Source organism: Xanthomonas euvesicatoria, from assembly GCF_013112235.1.
Taxonomy (GTDB): domain Bacteria; phylum Pseudomonadota; class Gammaproteobacteria; order Xanthomonadales; family Xanthomonadaceae; genus Xanthomonas; species Xanthomonas euvesicatoria.
The window spans coordinates 668,311-684,543 of record NZ_JABFFS010000001.1 but is presented as its reverse complement, the minus strand read 5'-3'; the positions used below and the strand labels follow the sequence as shown (position 1 = coordinate 684,543).

The following is a 16,233-nucleotide window of genomic DNA, read 5'->3' as shown; positions in this document are numbered from 1 at the left end:
AATAGCGCGATGAGTGAAGTTGCCCCACCGGCCGCGCCGTCGGCGCCCGTTTCCACCCAGCGCAGCCTGACCGACCCGATCAAGGCCAGCATCCGCGACGCTTACGCCAAGCTGCAGGCCAATACGCCGGGCTTTGCCACGCGGCGCGCACAGAGCCAGATGATCGGCCTGGTCTCCCGTGCCCTGGCCACGTCCGGCGGCATCGGCATCGCCGAGGCGCCCACCGGGGTGGGCAAGAGCCTGGGCTATCTCACCGCCGGCGTGCCGATCGCACTGGCGACCAAGAAAAAACTGGTCATCAGCACCGGCACCGTGGCGCTGCAATCGCAGCTGGTGGAACGCGACATCCCGGCCTTCCTCAAGGCCACCGGACTGGAAGCGACCGTGGCGCTGGCCAAGGGCCGTACCCGCTATCTGTGCACCCGCAATGCCGCCGAACTGGAAGGCGACACCAGTCAGAACGCCATGTTCGAAGACGAGCAGGCGCTGTACGACCGCCCGCTCAGCCCCGTCGATGCGGATCTGGCCAAACGGTTGGCCAAGGCCTACGCCGCCCGCACCTGGAATGGCGATCTGGACGATGCGCCGGAACAGATCTCCGTGCCGCTGCGCATGCGCATCACCACGCCGGCCTCCGGCTGTGCGGGGCGCCGCTGCAGCTACGCGGCGCAATGTCCGGTACTCAAGGCGCGCACCGATGTACGCGAGGCGCAGATCGTGGTCACCAACCACGCCTTGCTGCTGTCGTCGCTGTCGCTGGGCGATGCCGAAAACGGCCAGCCGCTGATCGCCCCGCCAGCGGACATGCTGCTGGTACTCGACGAAGGCCACCACATCGCCGGCGTGGCGATCGACCAGGGCGCAGCCAACCTGCCGCTGGACGAGATGGCCAGGCGCACCGGGCGCCTGCAGATCCTCATCGCGGCCGCTTATCGCGCAGTGGACAAGGACAAGCTGGGCAACTTGCTGCCCAACGAAGCCATCGAGGTGGCTGCGCGCGTGTCCAAACTGCTCAAGGCCTTCCACGCCGAGGTCGAACGCGTGTGGAAGCCCGAGCCCGGCGAGCGCGATCCGCTGTGGCGCGCGGCCAATGGCAAGTTGCCGCCGCAGTGGGGCCCGGCCATCGAAGAGCTTGGCGAAGAAACCCGCGCACTGTTCAACTGGGTGCATGCCGCACACAGCGCCATTGCCAAGGGAAAACAGGACGATTCCGCGCGCGAACGTCTGCAGCGCAGTCTCGGCCTGGCGCTGGAGATGGCCGAGCAGCAACACAATCTGTGGAGTGGCTGGCGCCGCGAAGACAAGGAAGGTCAGCCGCCGATGGCGCGCTGGATCACCCTCTCGCGCGATGGCGACCTGATCTGCCATTGCTCGCCGGTGTCGGCCGCGCAGGTGCTGCGCACGATGATCTGGAACGAGGTGGATTCGGTGGTGATGACCTCGGCCACGCTGACCGGTGGCGGCGATTTCCAATCCTTCGCCATCGACAATGGCTTGCCCGATCACGCCGAAATGGCATCGCTGGCCTCGCCGTTCGACCTGCCCAACCAGGCCGAATTGATCGTCCCCAATTTTCCGGTCACTCCCGACGACCGCGAAGGCCATCCCAAGGAAGTGGCCAAGTATCTGGTGCGCGAACTAGATTGGAACGCCAAGGGCAGCATCGTGTTGTTCACTTCGCGCTGGAAGATGGAAAAGGTGGCCGACCTGATGCCGTTGGCGCAGCGCAATCGCGTGCTGGTGCAGGGCGAAGGCAACAAGTCGCAACTGATCACCGAACATTTGCGCCGCATCGGTGCCGGCGAAGGCTCGGTATTGTTCGGCCTCAATTCCTTCGGCGAAGGCCTGGACCTGCCCGGTGAAGCCTGCACCACCGTGGTCATCACCCAGGTGCCGTTCGCCGTGCCCACCGATCCGCAAACCTCCACCTTGAGCGAATGGCTGGAAAGCCGCGGGCACAACGCCTTCAACCTGATCGCCATCCCGCATGCGTTGCGCACGCTCACCCAATTCGCCGGCCGCCTGATCCGCAGCTCCAGCGACCATGGCCGCGTGATCATCCTCGACTCGCGCCTGCTCACCCGTCGCTACGGTAAACGCATCATCGATGCCTTGCCGCCGTTCAAGCGGGTGATCGGGCGTTGAAGATCGCCTGGCGATGCCAGTGCCATCATCATCGCATCGCGCAATCTCGCGTGCGACGGTGATGGCGCAGCCGATACGGATGTAGCGCGCCGGTTCGGATGTTGCGCGATGCAAGCCAGCGCCGCGCTGTGCAGCTACACAGGGAGCATGGCCAGTCGTACCGCATCGGCATACGCGCGATGGTGTAGCTGCAGCGTTGGAGGATCTCGTGCCGCGGCTCTGCATAATCGGCGCTGCAGACGTGGCCCAGTCCTGCATCGCGCGATGCAGGACTGGGCCACTCGCGTCATCCACACTGCGCACGATCCTGCAACGCAACATTGGCTGCGCGCGATTGAAACTCAGGTCGCGCAAAAAAACGCAATGACGCACGTAGCGTTCGATAATGCGGTTATTTGCTATGTACCGCTCGCGAGTTTGGCGATGCATATCACGCAACGCAGTCATCATCATCTTCCCCTATCGAAGCGATCATAACTAACGACTTCTCACGCTCCGGCCTGCTAGCGATGATTCAGCCTCCTCAAACGAGCTGACGCCATGCGCCCTGGACACCTCATGGTGCTAGCCCTGCTAGCCCCGACGTTGATCGCTCCGCCGGTCTTCGCCCAATCCGTTCTGACCCGCGACAATGGCGCCAAGGTCGGCGATAACCAGAATTCGCAGACAGCCGGTGCCACCGGCCCGACGCTGCTGCAGGACGTGCAGCTGATTCAGAAGCTGCAGCGTTTCGATCGCGAACGCATTCCCGAGCGCGTGGTGCATGCGCGCGGCACTGGCGTCAAAGGCGAGTTCACCGCCACTGCCGATCTCTCCAGCCTGACCAAGGCCAAGGTCTTCAGCGCCGGCGAAAAAACTCCGGTGTTCGTGCGCTTTTCTTCGGTAGTCCATGGCAACCATTCGCCGGAGACGCTGCGCGACCCGCATGGTTTCGCTACCAAGTTCTATACCAGCGAAGGCAATTGGGATCTGGTCGGCAACAACTTCCCCACCTTCTTCATTCGCGATGCGATCAAGTTCCCCGACATGGTGCACGCGTTCAAGCCGGACCCGCGCACCAATCTGGATGACGATTCGCGTCGCTTCGATTTCTTCTCGCACGTGCCAGAAGCCACGCGCACGCTGACCCTGCTGTACTCCAACGAGGGCACTCCGGCCGGCTATCGCTTCATGGACGGCAATGGCGTACACGCCTACAAGCTGGTCAACGCGCAGGGTGAAGTGCACTACGTCAAGTTCCATTGGAAGACGCTGCAGGGCATCAAGAACCTCGATCCCAAGCAGGTCGCCGCGGTGCAGGCCAAGGACTACAGCCACCTGACCAACGATCTGGTCGCTGCGATCAAGAAGGGTGATTACCCGAAATGGGATTTGTACGTGCAGGTGCTCAAGCCGGAAGACCTGGCCAAGTTCGATTTCGACCCGCTTGACGCCACCAAGATCTGGCCGGACGTGCCGGAGCAGAAGGTCGGCCAGATGGTGTTGAACAAGAACGTCGATAATTTCTTCCAGGAAACCGAGCAGGTGGCCATGGCGCCGGCCAATCTGGTGCCGGGTATCGAACCTTCGGAAGACCGCCTGTTGCAGGGCCGTATCTTTTCCTACGCCGACACCCAGCTGTATCGCATCGGTGCCAATGGGCTGAGCCTGCCGGTCAATCGCCCGCGTGTAGCGGTCAACAACGGCAATCAGGATGGGCAGGGCAACATCGGCCAGACCACCAGTGGCGTGAACTACGAGCCGAGCCGCCTGGAGCCGCGTCCGCAGGACACCGCTGCGCGCTACAGCGAGCTGCCGCTGTCGGGCACCACCCAGCAGGCCAAGATCACCCGCGAGCAGAACTTCAAGCAGGCCGGCGAGTTGTATCGCTCCTACAGCAAGAAGGACCGTGCCGATCTGGTGCAGAGCTTCGGCGAGTCGTTGGCCACCACCGACACCGAAAGCAAGCACCTGATGCTGTCGTTCCTGTACAAGGCCGACCCCGAGTACGGTACCGGCGTCACCCGCGTGGCCAAGGGCGATTTGGCGCGGGTCAAGCAGCTGGCCTCCCGCCTGCAGGACTGATCCGCCCGACGACATCGCGGCCTGCGCCGCGGTGTCGTCTTGATTTCGGGAGATCCCTATGCGCACCCTGTTGTTTCTGATGCTTGGCAGCGTGTCTGCGATTGCCAACGCTGCGTCGCCTGCATCTGCATCTGCATCTGCATCTGCATCCGCTGCCAGCGCAACTGCCACTGCCACTGCCACGCCTGAGCAGATCAAGCTGCAACTGCGCGAGTATTTCTTCGACGCCGCGCGTGAGGGCCGCCAGGAGATGCTGGCCGAATTCATCCGTTCGCATTACGACCTCAATACCCGTGACGAGAAGGGCTATACGGCCCTGATCCTGGCCGCATACCACGGCCAGCGGCCGGCGGTGGAGCAATTGCTGAGCGCCGGCGCCGATCCCTGTGCGCAGGACAAGCGCGGCAACACCGCACTGATGGGCGCCATCTTCAAGGGCGAGCTGGGCATCGCCAAGCGCCTGATGCAGGCCGATTGCGCGCCGGACCAGCGCAACAACGCCGGCCAGACCGCTGCGATGTATGCCGCGTTGTTCCAGCGCACCGACGTGCTAAAGGACCTCGCCGCCAAGGGCGCGGATCTCAGCCTCAAGGACGGGCAGGGCAACGATGTGACCAAGCTACAACGCGGCGAATTTGCCACCGTGCCGGCGCGCTGAGCGCGCCAGTCTTGCCTGCCAGGCGCGCCCCTGACAGCGTGCCGCATCGGCCGCGATGCGTCCGTGGTTGCGCTTCACTCACTAGAAGCAACGGGCGGCTGCTCGTGGCCAACGGCCGTGCAGCAGGTTGTAGTCACACGCGCTCTTGTCGCAACGCCCCGGCTCTCGCGAAGACGCCACGCTTGTGGGTGCACGCCGCGCCCCCCGGTCGCTGCATATCCTCCAGCTCTTGCTGCACCTGCCATGTCGACGGCGTCGATCGGGATCGCCGCATCCATTGCAGCACTCAGAACCGCTGTCTGGTACCCCCAAACTGCACCTTGCAGCGCCGTCGGTTTTCCGCCACGGCCGCGCTGGATCTCTGACAGTGGCGGTGAAATCTTCGCCATTGCGTCAGGATTTTTCTGACGCGAAAACCCTTGTGCGCCAAGGCTTTGACAGAAAACTGAGTACTTGCTGACTTGCTTTAAATCGCCTGGAAAAAATCGCAGAAAACAGTTCAAGAAAGCGCCGGGAACGCCGATGCTGCAGCTATCGCATCGCACCTTGGAACCCCCGGACCATGAAGCTCGATCCCTCCATTCCCTTCCTGATGTCGCTGCTGGCCATGGTGCTGTGCACTGCCGCTGCCGTGGTTGCGCTGGTGTTCGGCCAGGTGCATGTGCTGGCCAAGTCGTGGAGCTTCTACACGGTCATGGGCACTGCCCTGATCACGCTGGTTGCCTCCTACCATGCACTGGGCAAGCCGCTGAGCGCCGAAGAGCGTGTCGGTGTCCGTAACCCGTAAGTTCCGGGTTCGTCCGGGCGCAGCGGTCACCGCGGCACCGGACCTGGAAAGCTCCGCTCGTCACTGACGATGCAAGGCGTTCGCCGCAGAGGCGAACGCAGACAGGCACCGCGCATCCTGCAGCGCTGCCTCCGTTACCGCCCGCACTTGGCGAGCGAGGGAAACTAAAACAGCGTCAACGCGATCTTCGGCGCTGTTGCCGTTTCCGACAGTAAAACGCACCCGTGGTGCTGGCCGCCCAAGCGCGTCACCAGCGCCACTCGCAATCGCGCGTCATGCTCGTCGCCGGCCAGCTGATAGGGGGCGATCCCGTGGCGCAACGAGTAGGCGATCCTGCAGCTAAGTCCCAAAGCAGCCGCTCCAGCCGCCCACTCCGCACCGCCGCAGATTCATCGACGCCCGTGTAAGCTGTTGATCCTGCTTCGCATTCTAATGGCTGCTCGCTGCGGCCACTTCGTCGATGACCGCTTCCGCCGATCGCTACGCCGCCTCCCTGCGCCTGTCCGTCGCTCCGATGATGGATTGGACCGACCGCCATTGCCGGGTCTTCCACCGCCTGTTGGCGCCGTCCGCGCGCCTGTACACCGAGATGGTGCACGCCAACGCGGTGATCCACGGCGATCGCGCCCGCTTGATCGGCTTCGATGCGGTGGAACATCCGCTGGCGCTGCAGCTGGGCGGCAGCGATCCCGCCTTGCTCGCGCAGGCGGCGGCGATTGCGCAGGAGTGGGGCTTTGATGAGATCAATCTCAACTGCGGTTGCCCCTCCGACCGTGTGCAGGCCGGGCGTTTCGGCGCCTGCCTGATGCGCGAGCCGGCGCTGGTGGCCGAGTGCGTCGCGGCCATGTGCGCGGCCACCCACGTGCCGATCACCGTCAAGTGCCGCCTGGGCGTGGACGACGATGACGACTACACGCTGTTTGCCCGCTTTGTCGACCAGGTGGTCGCAGCCGGCGCGGCCATGGTGGTGGTGCATGCCCGGAACGCCTGGCTCAAGGGCTTGTCGCCGAAGGAAAACCGCGAAGTGCCGCCGCTGCGGTACGACTGGGCTTACCGGCTCAAGCAGGAGCGGCCCGGTCTGCCGGTCGTGCTCAACGGTGGCATCGTGGCCGTGGACACGGCCATGGCGCATCTGCAGCACGCCGACGGCGTCATGCTCGGCCGCGCCGCCTACCATGACCCGTACGTCCTGCATTGTCTGGATGCAGCCTTGAACCAGCGGCCCGAGCAATCGCGCGAGTCCTTGCTGCGCGCCTATCAGCCGTACGTGGAATCCCAGCTGGCACAGGGTCTGGCCTTGAAACACATGACCCGGCACGTCCTCGGTCTGTTTCATGGTCAGCCTGGAGGCAGGGCGTTCCGGCAGGTCCTGAGCGAGGGCGCCCATCGCCCGGGCGCCGGTTGGGAACTGGTCGAGCAGGCCCTGGAGCGCACCGATACGCGGTCCTGGCGCGTGGTTGCCTGACGTTGGCCCACCGCTAGCATTCCTGAACGGGCTGCCTGGATCTCCGAGCGTTTCGGTGGCTGCCGCAGCAGGCGCGTCCGTAATACCGCGTGCTCGCCGTGTCGGCCACTCTGATCGGCATTCATTTCACTGAATGCCGTTAACGTGAAGCTAAAAAGTTCAGATCGGATTCACCCCGAAAAATCAAGAATTTGGCTCGATTCCGACGCTCGACCCTCAGGTATGCGTGGTCGATTTCACGAATTTTGAATGTTTCTGAACAACCCGCTAGGATTTGTTTGTGACCCAAATGCACTGCCGCGCTCGCCAAGTCGCTCTGGTTGCCCTCTGGGTTGCCATGGCCGCGCCGTCGGCCTGGGGCCAGGGCTATCCGATGGTGCAGAGCGGACGCGAGGCGATGCCGCCCTCGGCACGCGGCAATAGCCGCACGCTGTCGGACACCATTCGGCATGTGCAGCGGTCTACCGGTGGACAGATCCTGGGTGCCGAGCGTGTGCCGTTCGATGGCGGCAATCTCAATCGGGTCAAGTACATGAAAGATGGGCGCGTGCACACCGTGTATGAGCCGGAGCAGACGCAGGCTGCGCCTGCGCGTAACTTGCCGCCGCCCGACGCGCCACCACGCGACGATAACCACTGAACGTAGATAGTTCTGCGTTCAGTCTTATAAATTCCCCGGCCGCTGGCCGACAACGTAACTAGGGAGAGTGCATGCGTATCCTTTTGGTCGAAGACGAAGCTCCGCTGCGCGAAACCCTTGCGGCGCGTCTGAAGCGCGAAGGCTTTGCGGTCGACGCTGCACAGGACGGCGAAGAAGGTCTCTACATGGGCCGCGAGGTGCCATTCGACGTCGGCATCATCGATCTTGGCTTGCCCAAGATGTCAGGGATGGAGCTGATCAAGGCCCTGCGCGATGAAGGCAAGAAGTTTCCGGTGCTGATCCTGACCGCGCGCTCGAGCTGGCAGGACAAGGTCGAAGGCCTCAAGCAGGGTGCCGACGATTATCTGGTCAAGCCGTTCCATGTCGAAGAGTTGCTGGCGCGCGTCAACGCGCTGCTGCGGCGTGCTGCTGGCTGGAGCAAGCCCACGCTGGAATGTGGCCCGGTCGCGCTGGACCTGGCGGCACAGACGGTGAGCGTCAACGGCGCCAACGTCGATCTGACCAGCTACGAGTACAAGGTGCTCGAGTACCTGATGATGCATGCCGGCGAACTGGTCTCCAAGGCCGATCTCACCGAGCACATCTACCAGCAGGACTTCGACCGTGATTCGAACGTGCTGGAAGTATTCATCGGTCGCCTGCGCAAGAAGCTCGACCCCGATGGCGAACTCAAGCCGATCGAAACCGTGCGTGGCCGCGGTTATCGCTTCGCCATTCCGCGTACCGAAGGCTGAGTCAGCGCGTCAGCGAGCAGGAAGACCAAGTGCCGGGCCGCTCCAAGTGGTATAGACGCTGGCGGCCGCGCTCATTGCAGGCCCGCCAGCTGCTGGCCGCCAGCCTCAGCCTGGTGGCCTTCCTGGCGCTGGCGGGTTACGCGCTGGACGTGGCGTTTGCCGACACCGCCGAAAAGAACCTGCGTGAGCGGCTGAAGAACTACGCCTCCGCGTATGCGGCCAATATCGATTTCGTGCGCGACGGGTCGCTGTACATCGGCGGGCAACCGCCCGACCCGCGCTTCGATGTGCCTGGCGGCGGGCTCTATGTTGAAGTTGTACGCCCGGACGAAAGCTGGACCTCGATGTCGGCAGAAGGCCCGAACATTCCGCACGGCCGCATGCTCGAGCCGCGCCAGGAAGAATTCATCGGCCCGCTGGAAATGACCCAGATCGACGGCAGCCTGGGCCAGCTGTATCGCTACGGGCTGGGCGTGAGCTATGTCGAACGCGAGCACGGCGGCGAGATTCCGTACACCATCTACGTGATGGAGGACGCGCGCTCGATGGGTGCGCAGCTGCGCGTGTTCCGCGGTGCAGTGTGGTTCTACCTTGGCAGCGCCGGTGTGGTGTTGCTGGTACTGCAAGCCTTCATTCTGCAATGGAGCCTGCGTCCGCTGCGGCGGGTCATCAACGAGTTGACCAAGGTGCAGCGCGGCGAGATCCAGCGCATGAGCGAGCAGCATCCACGCGAACTGGAGCCGCTGACCGACAGCATCAATGCCTTCATCGAAAGCGAACGCGACAACCTGGAACGTCAGCGCAACACGCTGGCCGATCTTGCGCATAGCCTCAAGACGCCCATCGCCGTCTTGCGCACACAACTCGATAGCGGGGCGTCCGAGCGCGACCTGCACGAAGAGATGGATGTGCAGCTGCGCCGCATGAACGATTTGGTGTCGTACCAGCTGGCGCGTGCGGCGTCCAGCGGGCACAAATTGTTCGCGGCACCATTGCCCATCGAACCGACCGCCGAAGAAATCGTGCGTGGCCTCGAGAAGGTGTATTCGGTCAAAGGCGTGTTGTGCGAATTCGATATTTCGCCCGAAGCACGGTTTCACGGCGAGCCGGGCGATTTGCAGGAACTGCTTGGAAATTTGCTGGAAAACGGCTTCAAGTGGGCGCGCAGCCGGGTGCTGCTGACCGCAAAACCGGGACCCACCACCGGTAGCCGTCGTGCCGGGCTGATTCTGTCGGTGGAAGACGATGGCCCCGGCATCGCGCCGGAAGACGTGGCCAAGATTCTGCAGCGCGGTGTGCGTGGCGACGAGCGTGTGCAAGGGCATGGCATCGGCATGTCGATCGTGCAGGACCTGATCAAGGGCTATCGCGGCGAGCTGCAGGTGGTGCGCTCGCAGGAACTGGGCGGTGCCCGCTTCGATGTGACCCTGCCGCCGGGATTGTGACCGCCGCAGGGCCGATGAACCCGTGGCCAATGTGCGCTGGCGTTCCGACAACCGTTTAACGCCTCACGCGTTGGCTTACCCATACTGGGCGGGCAAGCCGTTGCGATGGAGGGGCTGCATGTTCGAGCAAGTTGGCCAGGCCGTAGGCGTGGATGCGCGCGTCGCGCACGTGCGGCGCACGCGAGGATGGCGTGTGCTGCCGCTGTTGATCGGCAGCCTGTACGCGCTCACCTGCACGGCTGCCGAAACGCCGCTGACCCCATCGCAGATGCGCTGGCTGCAGCGGGCCACCTATGGGGTTGATGCCAGCAGCGCGACGCAGCTGACACGGCTGGGCCCCAAGCGCTATGGTGCGTTGTTGTTGCAGCCCAGCGACGACGCTGCGTTGCCCGCGCCGGTAGGCGCGCAGCTGCAGCGCTTCGACGCATTGCATACCCCGCTGGTGGCGTTACTGACCCAGTACGAAGCCGACAAGGTCCGCCTGCAATCCATGCCCGATGGCGATGAGAAGGTTGCCTTGCGCAAGGAGTGGCAGGCGCGCGGTGGTCAGATGCTGGTGCAGGCGCGGCAGGCGCAACTGTTGCGCGCGGTGTACGCGCCGGATCAACTGCGCGAGCAACTGGTGTGGTTCTGGCTCAATCATTTCAGCGTGTATGCCGACAAGGCCCGGGTGAAGTGGATGGCGGCCGACTACATGGAAAACGCGATCCGCCCCAATGCCACCGGCAAGTTCGCCGACCTGGTGATGGCCACGCTGGAAAGCCCGGCGATGCTGGAATACCTGGACAACGCCAAGAACGCCAAGGGCAAGGTCAACGAAAACTACGCACGCGAGTTGATGGAACTGCATACGCTGGGCGTGCACGGCGGCTACGGCCAGCAGGATGTGCAGCAACTGGCGCTGATCCTCACCGGCGCGGGCCTGGTGCCGATCAAGGCCAATGGCGCGCCGCCGTTGCCGCCTGCAGCGCCAGGGCAGGCGCAGGTCGTGCGCAAGGGTCTGTTCGAATTCAATCCGGCGCGTCACCAACCCGGCGACAAGATGCTGCTTGGCCAGCGCATTGCCGGCGGTGGGCTGGATGAGATCGAACACGCCGTGCAGGTGTTGGTGCGCCAGCCGGCCTGTGCGCATTTCATTTCGCAGCGTCTGGCCGAGTACTTCGTCAGCGACGCCCCGCCTGCGGCGCTGGTGACGCGCATGGCCAATACCTTCCAGCACAGCGATGGCGATATCGCCAAGGTCATGCAGACCATGCTGGCGTCGCCGGAGTTTGCGCAGGCGCAACCGCGCAAGTTCAAGGACCCGAACCGGTTCGTGGTGTCGGCGATGCGGGTGGCGTACGAGGGTCAACCGGTGATCAATGCCGCGCCAATGGCCAGTTGGGTGCAGCAGCTGGGTGAGCCGTTGTTTGGTCGCATCACGCCCGATGGTTGGTCGCTGCAGTCGCAGGCCTGGACCAGTTCCGGGCAGCTGGCACGCAGGTTCGAGGTGGCGCGTTCGATCGGCGGCGCACCGAAGCAGTTGTTTCGTCTGGAGGGCGACGACCAGACGCCGATTCCTGCGCCGGTGCAGATCGATACGCGCCCGTCGTACCGCTGGTTGGCGCCATCGCTGTCGGCCGCCACACGGCAGGCGCTGGAGCAGGCGCGCTCGCCTGCCGAATGGAATGGGTTCTTGCTGTCGTCGCCAGACTTCAATTATCGCTAAGGCCATGGCGCCGAGTCGGATCTGGCGATTCAAGGCCCACGCGTCACGTTCGCAGATGCAACAACAACCGATCCAGCGATCCAACGAATGCCAGGCGCTCAATGCCGCGGGAGTACACCATGCAACGACGTCAATTTCTGCTTGCCTCTGCCGCCGCTGCAAGCATGCCGTGGGCCGGCCGTCTGTTCGCTGCGCCACGCGATAGCGCACGCATGCTGGTGGTGTTTTTACGTGGCGGCTACGACAGCAATAATCTGCTGGTGCCGCATGGCAGCGATTTTTATTACCAGTCGCGGCCGAGCCTGGCGATTGCGCGGCCAGATGCCGCCAATCCAAACAGTGCCCTGGCGCTGGATGCGCAGTGGGGTCTCAACCCGGTGGTAGGCCAGACGCTGCTGCCACTGTGGGAACGCAAGCAAGTGGCCTTCGTGCCGTTTGCCGGCACCGACGATCTATCGCGCAGCCACTTCGAAACCCAGGACGATATCGAATCCGGCCAGGCCGGCAAGCACCGCGATTACCGCTCCGGGTTCATGGCGCGCCTGTCTGGCGTGCTCAGTGGCGTGCCGGCCATCGCGTTCACCGATTCGTTGCCGCTGACGTTCCAGGGCGGTGGCGATTTACCCAACGTGTCGTTGCGGAGTATCGGCAAAGGCGGGCTGGATGCACGGCAGGCGCAGATCCTGTCGCAGATGTACGACAGCACGCCGCTGGCCGCCGCTGCGCGCGATGGTCTTGCATTGCGTCAGCAGGTCACCGCGCAGTTGCGCGAAGAGATGGAGCAAGCCGGTCGTGGCGCCGCCAGTGCACGCACGTTTGCCGATGAAACCCGGCGCATGGCGACCTTGATGCGCGAGCGCTATCGCCTGGGGTTCGTCGATGTCGGTGGCTGGGACACGCATGCCAACCAGGGCAGTGTGGAAGGTGGCCTGGCCAACAACCTGCGCAATCTCGGCGAAGGGCTGGCTGCCTATGCCGATGCGTTGGGCCCGGCCTGGAACGATACCGTGGTGGTGGTCATCTCCGAATTCGGCCGCACCTTCCGCGAGAATGGCAGCAAGGGCACCGATCATGGCCATGGCACAACGTACTGGGTGCTGGGCGGTGGCGTGCGCGGCGGCCGCATCGCTGGCGAGCAGGTGGCGGTCGAACAGGCGCAGCTGCTGCAAAACCGCGATTACCCGGTGCTCAACAACTACCGCAGCCTGTTCGGCGGAATGCTCGGCCGTCTGTGGGGGCTGTCGCCAGCGCAGTTGGAACGGGTATTCCCAGGTGCCAAGCCACGCGATCTTGGATTGGTGTGAGTGTGCATGGCGAGCGATCGCACCGTGCGTGGTATCGACAGCCGGCTTGTGTCGATCCCGCGGCGTCTGCTTCGGGCGACGGCTGCAGGTTGCTCCTGCCAAGTGCGATACCGCACGCCGCTCCGCGACGCGGCACATCAACGTTGCATTGAATCTGCAAACGGTGAGCGCCCGTAAAACCGTTCCAGGTGCAAGGCGACCTGCGGCATCGTGCGCAAAAGCACGCGCGGTGCGGAGAAATGATATTCGCTGACCACTGCGAAGAATTCCTCCGGGGCTTCGGCGGCATACGGATCGATCTCGGTGTCCTGACCCGCATCGACGCGTTGGCAAAACAGATCGTAGGCATGCTGGAAATCGCGCGCCCAGGCGCGTTGCGCATCGCGCGGCAGGGGCGGTGTGCCGTCGAGCGCGCCATCCAGTGCATCGAGCTTGTGCGCCATCTCATGCACGATCACGTTGAAGCCTGCCTGCGGGTCGTCCAGGTCGGCTTGCACATCGGCCCAGCTGACGATCAACGGACCTTGCTCCCAGGCTTCGCCGATCAGGGTGTCGTCCCAGGCATGCATCACCCCGGCCGCATCCATGTGGGTGCGCTGCACGCGAAACGCATCCGGGTACACGATCAGCTGCGACCAGCCGCGCCAACCGGCGGCGCCGATTTCCAGCAGCGGCAGGCAGCAGGTCGCGGCCAGCACGAGTTGATCGTTCGGTTGCAGCTGCAGCCCGTCGACAGGCGAAATGGTCTTTTGCTGCAGGAACTGCGCGGTCAATGCGCGCAGGCGTTGCTGGCGGAGTGGATCGAGCGCGGCGACCCAGGCGCAACTGCCGCACAGCCGCTGCCACAGCGCATCAGCAATGTCTGGAGGCGGCCGGCGCAGCCAGCGCATCAACCACTGGATCAGCGGAACATGCCCGGCAGGAAACTGTGCCAGCGCGGCATCGTGCGCATGCGCGGGAACAACGAATCGCCATCGCTGCCACCGCCGCCGCCGGTGGACGGCGTGGCCTTGTGCGGGCTGTTGCGTGCCGGTGCGGCTTCGGGCGCCGGTGTCCTGCCGCGCGCGGCCGAGTTGGTGCTGATGCAGCTGTCATGATCGCCGTCGATCAGCTGGTCCGATGCCAGGGCGGCAAGCGGAGCCAACAACAGGAGCAGGCAAACCGTGATTCGGCGCATCGTCCACATCCAGGGCAAGCGGCGTGAGTCGCCGATCATAACGCGCTTTTCACTCCCTCACGCAAGCCGCGCTGGGCGCCCGGGAGGGCTTGGCGCATACTTTGGCGGATGGATTCGGGGACTTTGCGCGCAATGCACTGTGAGATGAAAGGCGCCGGCGGCCGGCAGTGCGGCGCCGGCGCTGCGGGAGATTGGTCGGGCGCGCGCGCCGGTCAGCCGCAGGGCGCACGCCCGGTGCGGCCGGTCACCGAGCCCACCGCACGCTTGGTCTGGCGCGTCGATGCTGCATCACACGCGTTGCCTCGGCGGCGCGCCGGCCGCGTCGCGCAGGCATTTCTTCCGGGTGCTGCAGCCCGCGCCGTCGCCACGTCACGCCGCATCGCCCGCCGCAGCCGTGGATGACCGTGCGTTGCTGGTCAAACTCGCCGGTGGCCGGTTGTCCGGCGATGCGTTGGCGCGCGATGCCGGGCTGACCCGCGCGGCGGTGTGGAAGCGCATCCAGAATCTGCGTGCGGCCGGCGTCGACATCGAAGGACGGGCCGGTGACGGCTATCGCTTGGCCACGCCCTTGGATCTGCTGGACGCGGCGCGTATTCGCGCCGGCATGGCCCCCGGTGCGGCAGCTGGGCTGGCGGCGCTGGATGTGGCCTGGACGCTGGAATCCACCAACACCACCTTGCTGGCGCAGCCGGCGCCCGAACAGGGCGTGGCGGTGCTGCTGGCCGAGCGTCAGACCGGCGGCCGTGGCCGGCGCGGGCGTCAATGGACCTCGCCGCTGGGCGCGCACATTTATCTGTCGGCGTCGCGCCGTTTCAATGGCGGGCTGGGCCAACTCGCAGGCCTGAGCTTGGCCGTGGGGGTCGCAGTGGCCGAAGCTTTGCGTGGTTGCGGGTTTGCCGATGTCGGGCTGAAGTGGCCCAACGATCTGCTGGCGCGGCAGCGCAAGCTGGGCGGCCTGTTGATCGAAGGCGGCGGCGAGATGGCCGGCAACGCGCGTGCAGTGATCGGGCTGGGCTTGAACGTGCACATGCCTGCGACCGCAGCGGCCAGCATCGACCAGCCCTGGATCGACCTGGATACCCTGGCCGGCGGCCCGGTGTCGCGCGACCAGGTGACGGCAGCGGTGCTGTCCGGGTTGCTGCCGGCACTGGACCTGTTCGAGGCGCAGGGGCTGGCGCCGTTCCTGGGGCGTTATGCAGACCTGGATGTCTTGCACGGGCGTACGGTGCAAGTCGAGGAAGCCGGCACCCACCATCGTGGCGTCGCGCTCGGCCTGGCGGCCGACGGCGCGTTGCGGGTGCAACTGGGCGAGACAGTGCGCCTGTTCCACTCCGGAGAAGTGAGCGTGAGACCTGCATGAGCGAGTGGTTGTTCGACCTGGGAAATTCGCGCTTCAAGTACGCGCCACTGCACGGCAACCGTGCCGGCCAGGTGCAGGCGTGGGCGCATGGCGCCGAGGCGATGGACGCGGCGGCGCTGGCGGCGCTGCCGTCCGGGCGTATTGCGTATGTTGCCAGCGTGGCCGCGCCGGCATTGACGCAACGCATGATCGCCTGCCTGCAGGAGCGCTTTACGCAGGTGCGCATCGTGCGGACCACCGCCGAATGCGCCGGCGTCCGGATTGCTTATGCCGACCCGAGCCGCTTCGGCGTGGACCGCTTTCTGGCGTTGCTGGGTGCGCGGGGCGATGCGCCGGTGCTGGTGGCCGGCGTGGGCACCGCACTGACCATCGACGTGCTCGGCGCCGATGGCCTGCATCACGGCGGCCGCATCGCCGCCTCGCCGACCACCATGCGCGAAGCGCTGCATGCGCGCGCGGTGCAACTGCCGGCCAGCGGCGGCGATTACGTCGAGCTGGCCATCGACACCGACGATGCCTTGACCTCCGGCTGCGATGGCGCGGCGGTGGCGCTGATCGAGCGCAGCCTGCAGCACGCCCAACGCAACCTGGGCGTTCCGGTGCGGCTGCTGGTGCATGGCGGTGGCGCGCCGCCGTTGCTGCCGCTGCTGCCCGATGCCTCGTTCCGCGCGGCCCTGGTGCTGGACGGTCTGGCGACGTGGGCGACCGCTGCGGCGTCCCCGTAG

At 64.9% G+C, this 16,233-nt stretch carries 14 protein-coding genes; 12 read left to right on the top strand and 2 right to left on the bottom strand.

Going from position 1 to position 16,233, the window contains the following annotated elements:
* Positions 1-9: 9 nt before the first annotated feature.
* The 10 genes from dinG to HLH45_RS02960 all read left to right on the top strand — a co-directional run bounded on the left by dinG (position 10) and on the right by HLH45_RS02960 (position 12,971).
* A complete protein-coding gene (gene dinG / locus HLH45_RS03005; RefSeq protein ID WP_008576467.1) occupies positions 10-2,145 on the top strand; it encodes an ATP-dependent DNA helicase DinG in 2,136 nt (711 codons plus the stop codon).
* A gap of 558 nt (positions 2,146-2,703) precedes the next feature.
* Positions 2,704-4,209 (top strand): catalase KatB, encoded by a 1,506-nt coding sequence (gene katB, locus HLH45_RS03000; RefSeq protein WP_171309831.1) that lies wholly within the window; start codon positions 2,704-2,706, stop codon positions 4,207-4,209.
* A 58-nt stretch (positions 4,210-4,267) separates the two neighbouring features.
* Positions 4,268-4,867 carry an ankyrin repeat domain-containing protein gene (locus HLH45_RS02995; RefSeq protein ID WP_071118145.1) on the top strand — a complete coding sequence of 200 codons (600 nt, stop codon included), beginning with the start codon at positions 4,268-4,270 and terminating at the stop codon, positions 4,865-4,867.
* 562 nt (positions 4,868-5,429) lie between these two features.
* Entirely contained in the window at positions 5,430-5,654 is a 225-nt protein-coding gene (locus tag HLH45_RS02990; RefSeq protein WP_008576462.1) for a hypothetical protein, read from the top strand.
* A 460-nt stretch (positions 5,655-6,114) separates the two neighbouring features.
* Positions 6,115-7,119 (top strand): tRNA dihydrouridine(20/20a) synthase DusA, encoded by a 1,005-nt coding sequence (gene dusA / locus HLH45_RS02985; protein ID WP_008576458.1) that lies wholly within the window; start codon positions 6,115-6,117, stop codon positions 7,117-7,119.
* 274 nt (positions 7,120-7,393) lie between these two features.
* Positions 7,394-7,759: a hypothetical protein gene (locus HLH45_RS02980; RefSeq protein WP_029820643.1), complete on the top strand. Its 366-nt coding sequence runs from the start codon at positions 7,394-7,396 to the stop codon at positions 7,757-7,759.
* Positions 7,760-7,830: 71 nt separating this feature from the next.
* A complete protein-coding gene (locus tag HLH45_RS02975) occupies positions 7,831-8,514 on the top strand; it encodes a response regulator transcription factor (protein ID WP_002808458.1) in 684 nt (227 codons plus the stop codon).
* 74 nt (positions 8,515-8,588) lie between these two features.
* Positions 8,589-9,959, top strand: a complete 1,371-nt coding sequence (locus HLH45_RS02970) for an ATP-binding protein (protein WP_008576455.1) — start codon at positions 8,589-8,591, stop codon at positions 9,957-9,959.
* 118 nt (positions 9,960-10,077) lie between these two features.
* A complete protein-coding gene (locus tag HLH45_RS02965) occupies positions 10,078-11,667 on the top strand; it encodes a DUF1800 domain-containing protein (RefSeq protein WP_008576454.1) in 1,590 nt (529 codons plus the stop codon).
* A 119-nt stretch (positions 11,668-11,786) separates the two neighbouring features.
* Complete coding sequence (locus HLH45_RS02960; protein WP_029820642.1) at positions 11,787-12,971, top strand: DUF1501 domain-containing protein; 1,185 nt, start codon at positions 11,787-11,789, stop codon at positions 12,969-12,971.
* A gap of 137 nt (positions 12,972-13,108) precedes the next feature.
* Here HLH45_RS02960 and HLH45_RS02955 read toward each other — a convergent pair whose 3' ends face one another.
* Together HLH45_RS02955 and HLH45_RS02950 are read right to left on the bottom strand one after the other, a co-directional pair.
* The gene (locus HLH45_RS02955; RefSeq protein WP_029820641.1) at positions 13,109-13,864 is read right to left on the bottom strand and encodes a M90 family metallopeptidase; all 756 of its coding nucleotides are present in this window, start codon (positions 13,862-13,864) and stop codon (positions 13,109-13,111) included.
* A gap of 8 nt (positions 13,865-13,872) precedes the next feature.
* Complete coding sequence (locus tag HLH45_RS02950) at positions 13,873-14,187, bottom strand: hypothetical protein (RefSeq protein ID WP_008576447.1); 315 nt, start codon at positions 14,185-14,187, stop codon at positions 13,873-13,875.
* 304 nt (positions 14,188-14,491) lie between these two features.
* Here HLH45_RS02950 and birA point away from each other — a divergent pair, with 304 nt between their 5' ends.
* Both birA and HLH45_RS02940 read left to right on the top strand, forming a co-directional pair.
* Positions 14,492-15,508 carry a bifunctional biotin--[acetyl-CoA-carboxylase] ligase/biotin operon repressor BirA gene (birA, locus tag HLH45_RS02945; RefSeq protein ID WP_171309859.1) on the top strand — a complete coding sequence of 339 codons (1,017 nt, stop codon included), beginning with the start codon at positions 14,492-14,494 and terminating at the stop codon, positions 15,506-15,508.
* Complete coding sequence (locus HLH45_RS02940; RefSeq protein WP_008576444.1) at positions 15,505-16,233, top strand: type III pantothenate kinase; 729 nt, start codon at positions 15,505-15,507, stop codon at positions 16,231-16,233. Before birA ends, HLH45_RS02940 begins: the two co-directional genes overlap by 4 nt.

What these genes read in the sequence shown, in the direction of transcription:
- HLH45_RS02950 (WP_008576447.1), bottom strand. Translation starts at nt 14,187, where the DNA reads ATGATCGGCGACTCACGCCGCTTGCCCTGGATGTGGACGATGCGCCGA.
- HLH45_RS02990 (WP_008576462.1), top strand. Translation starts at nt 5,430, where the DNA reads ATGAAGCTCGATCCCTCCATTCCCTTCCTGATGTCGCTGCTGGCCATG.
- HLH45_RS02960 (WP_029820642.1), top strand. Translation starts at nt 11,787, where the DNA reads ATGCAACGACGTCAATTTCTGCTTGCCTCTGCCGCCGCTGCAAGCATG.
- dusA (WP_008576458.1), top strand. Translation starts at nt 6,115, where the DNA reads ATGACCGCTTCCGCCGATCGCTACGCCGCCTCCCTGCGCCTGTCCGTC.
- HLH45_RS02995 (WP_071118145.1), top strand. Translation starts at nt 4,268, where the DNA reads ATGCGCACCCTGTTGTTTCTGATGCTTGGCAGCGTGTCTGCGATTGCC.
- HLH45_RS02965 (WP_008576454.1), top strand. Translation starts at nt 10,078, where the DNA reads ATGTTCGAGCAAGTTGGCCAGGCCGTAGGCGTGGATGCGCGCGTCGCG.
- HLH45_RS02940 (WP_008576444.1), top strand. Translation starts at nt 15,505, where the DNA reads ATGAGCGAGTGGTTGTTCGACCTGGGAAATTCGCGCTTCAAGTACGCG.
- dinG (WP_008576467.1), top strand. Translation starts at nt 10, where the DNA reads ATGAGTGAAGTTGCCCCACCGGCCGCGCCGTCGGCGCCCGTTTCCACC.
- HLH45_RS02975 (WP_002808458.1), top strand. Translation starts at nt 7,831, where the DNA reads ATGCGTATCCTTTTGGTCGAAGACGAAGCTCCGCTGCGCGAAACCCTT.
- katB (WP_171309831.1), top strand. Translation starts at nt 2,704, where the DNA reads ATGGTGCTAGCCCTGCTAGCCCCGACGTTGATCGCTCCGCCGGTCTTC.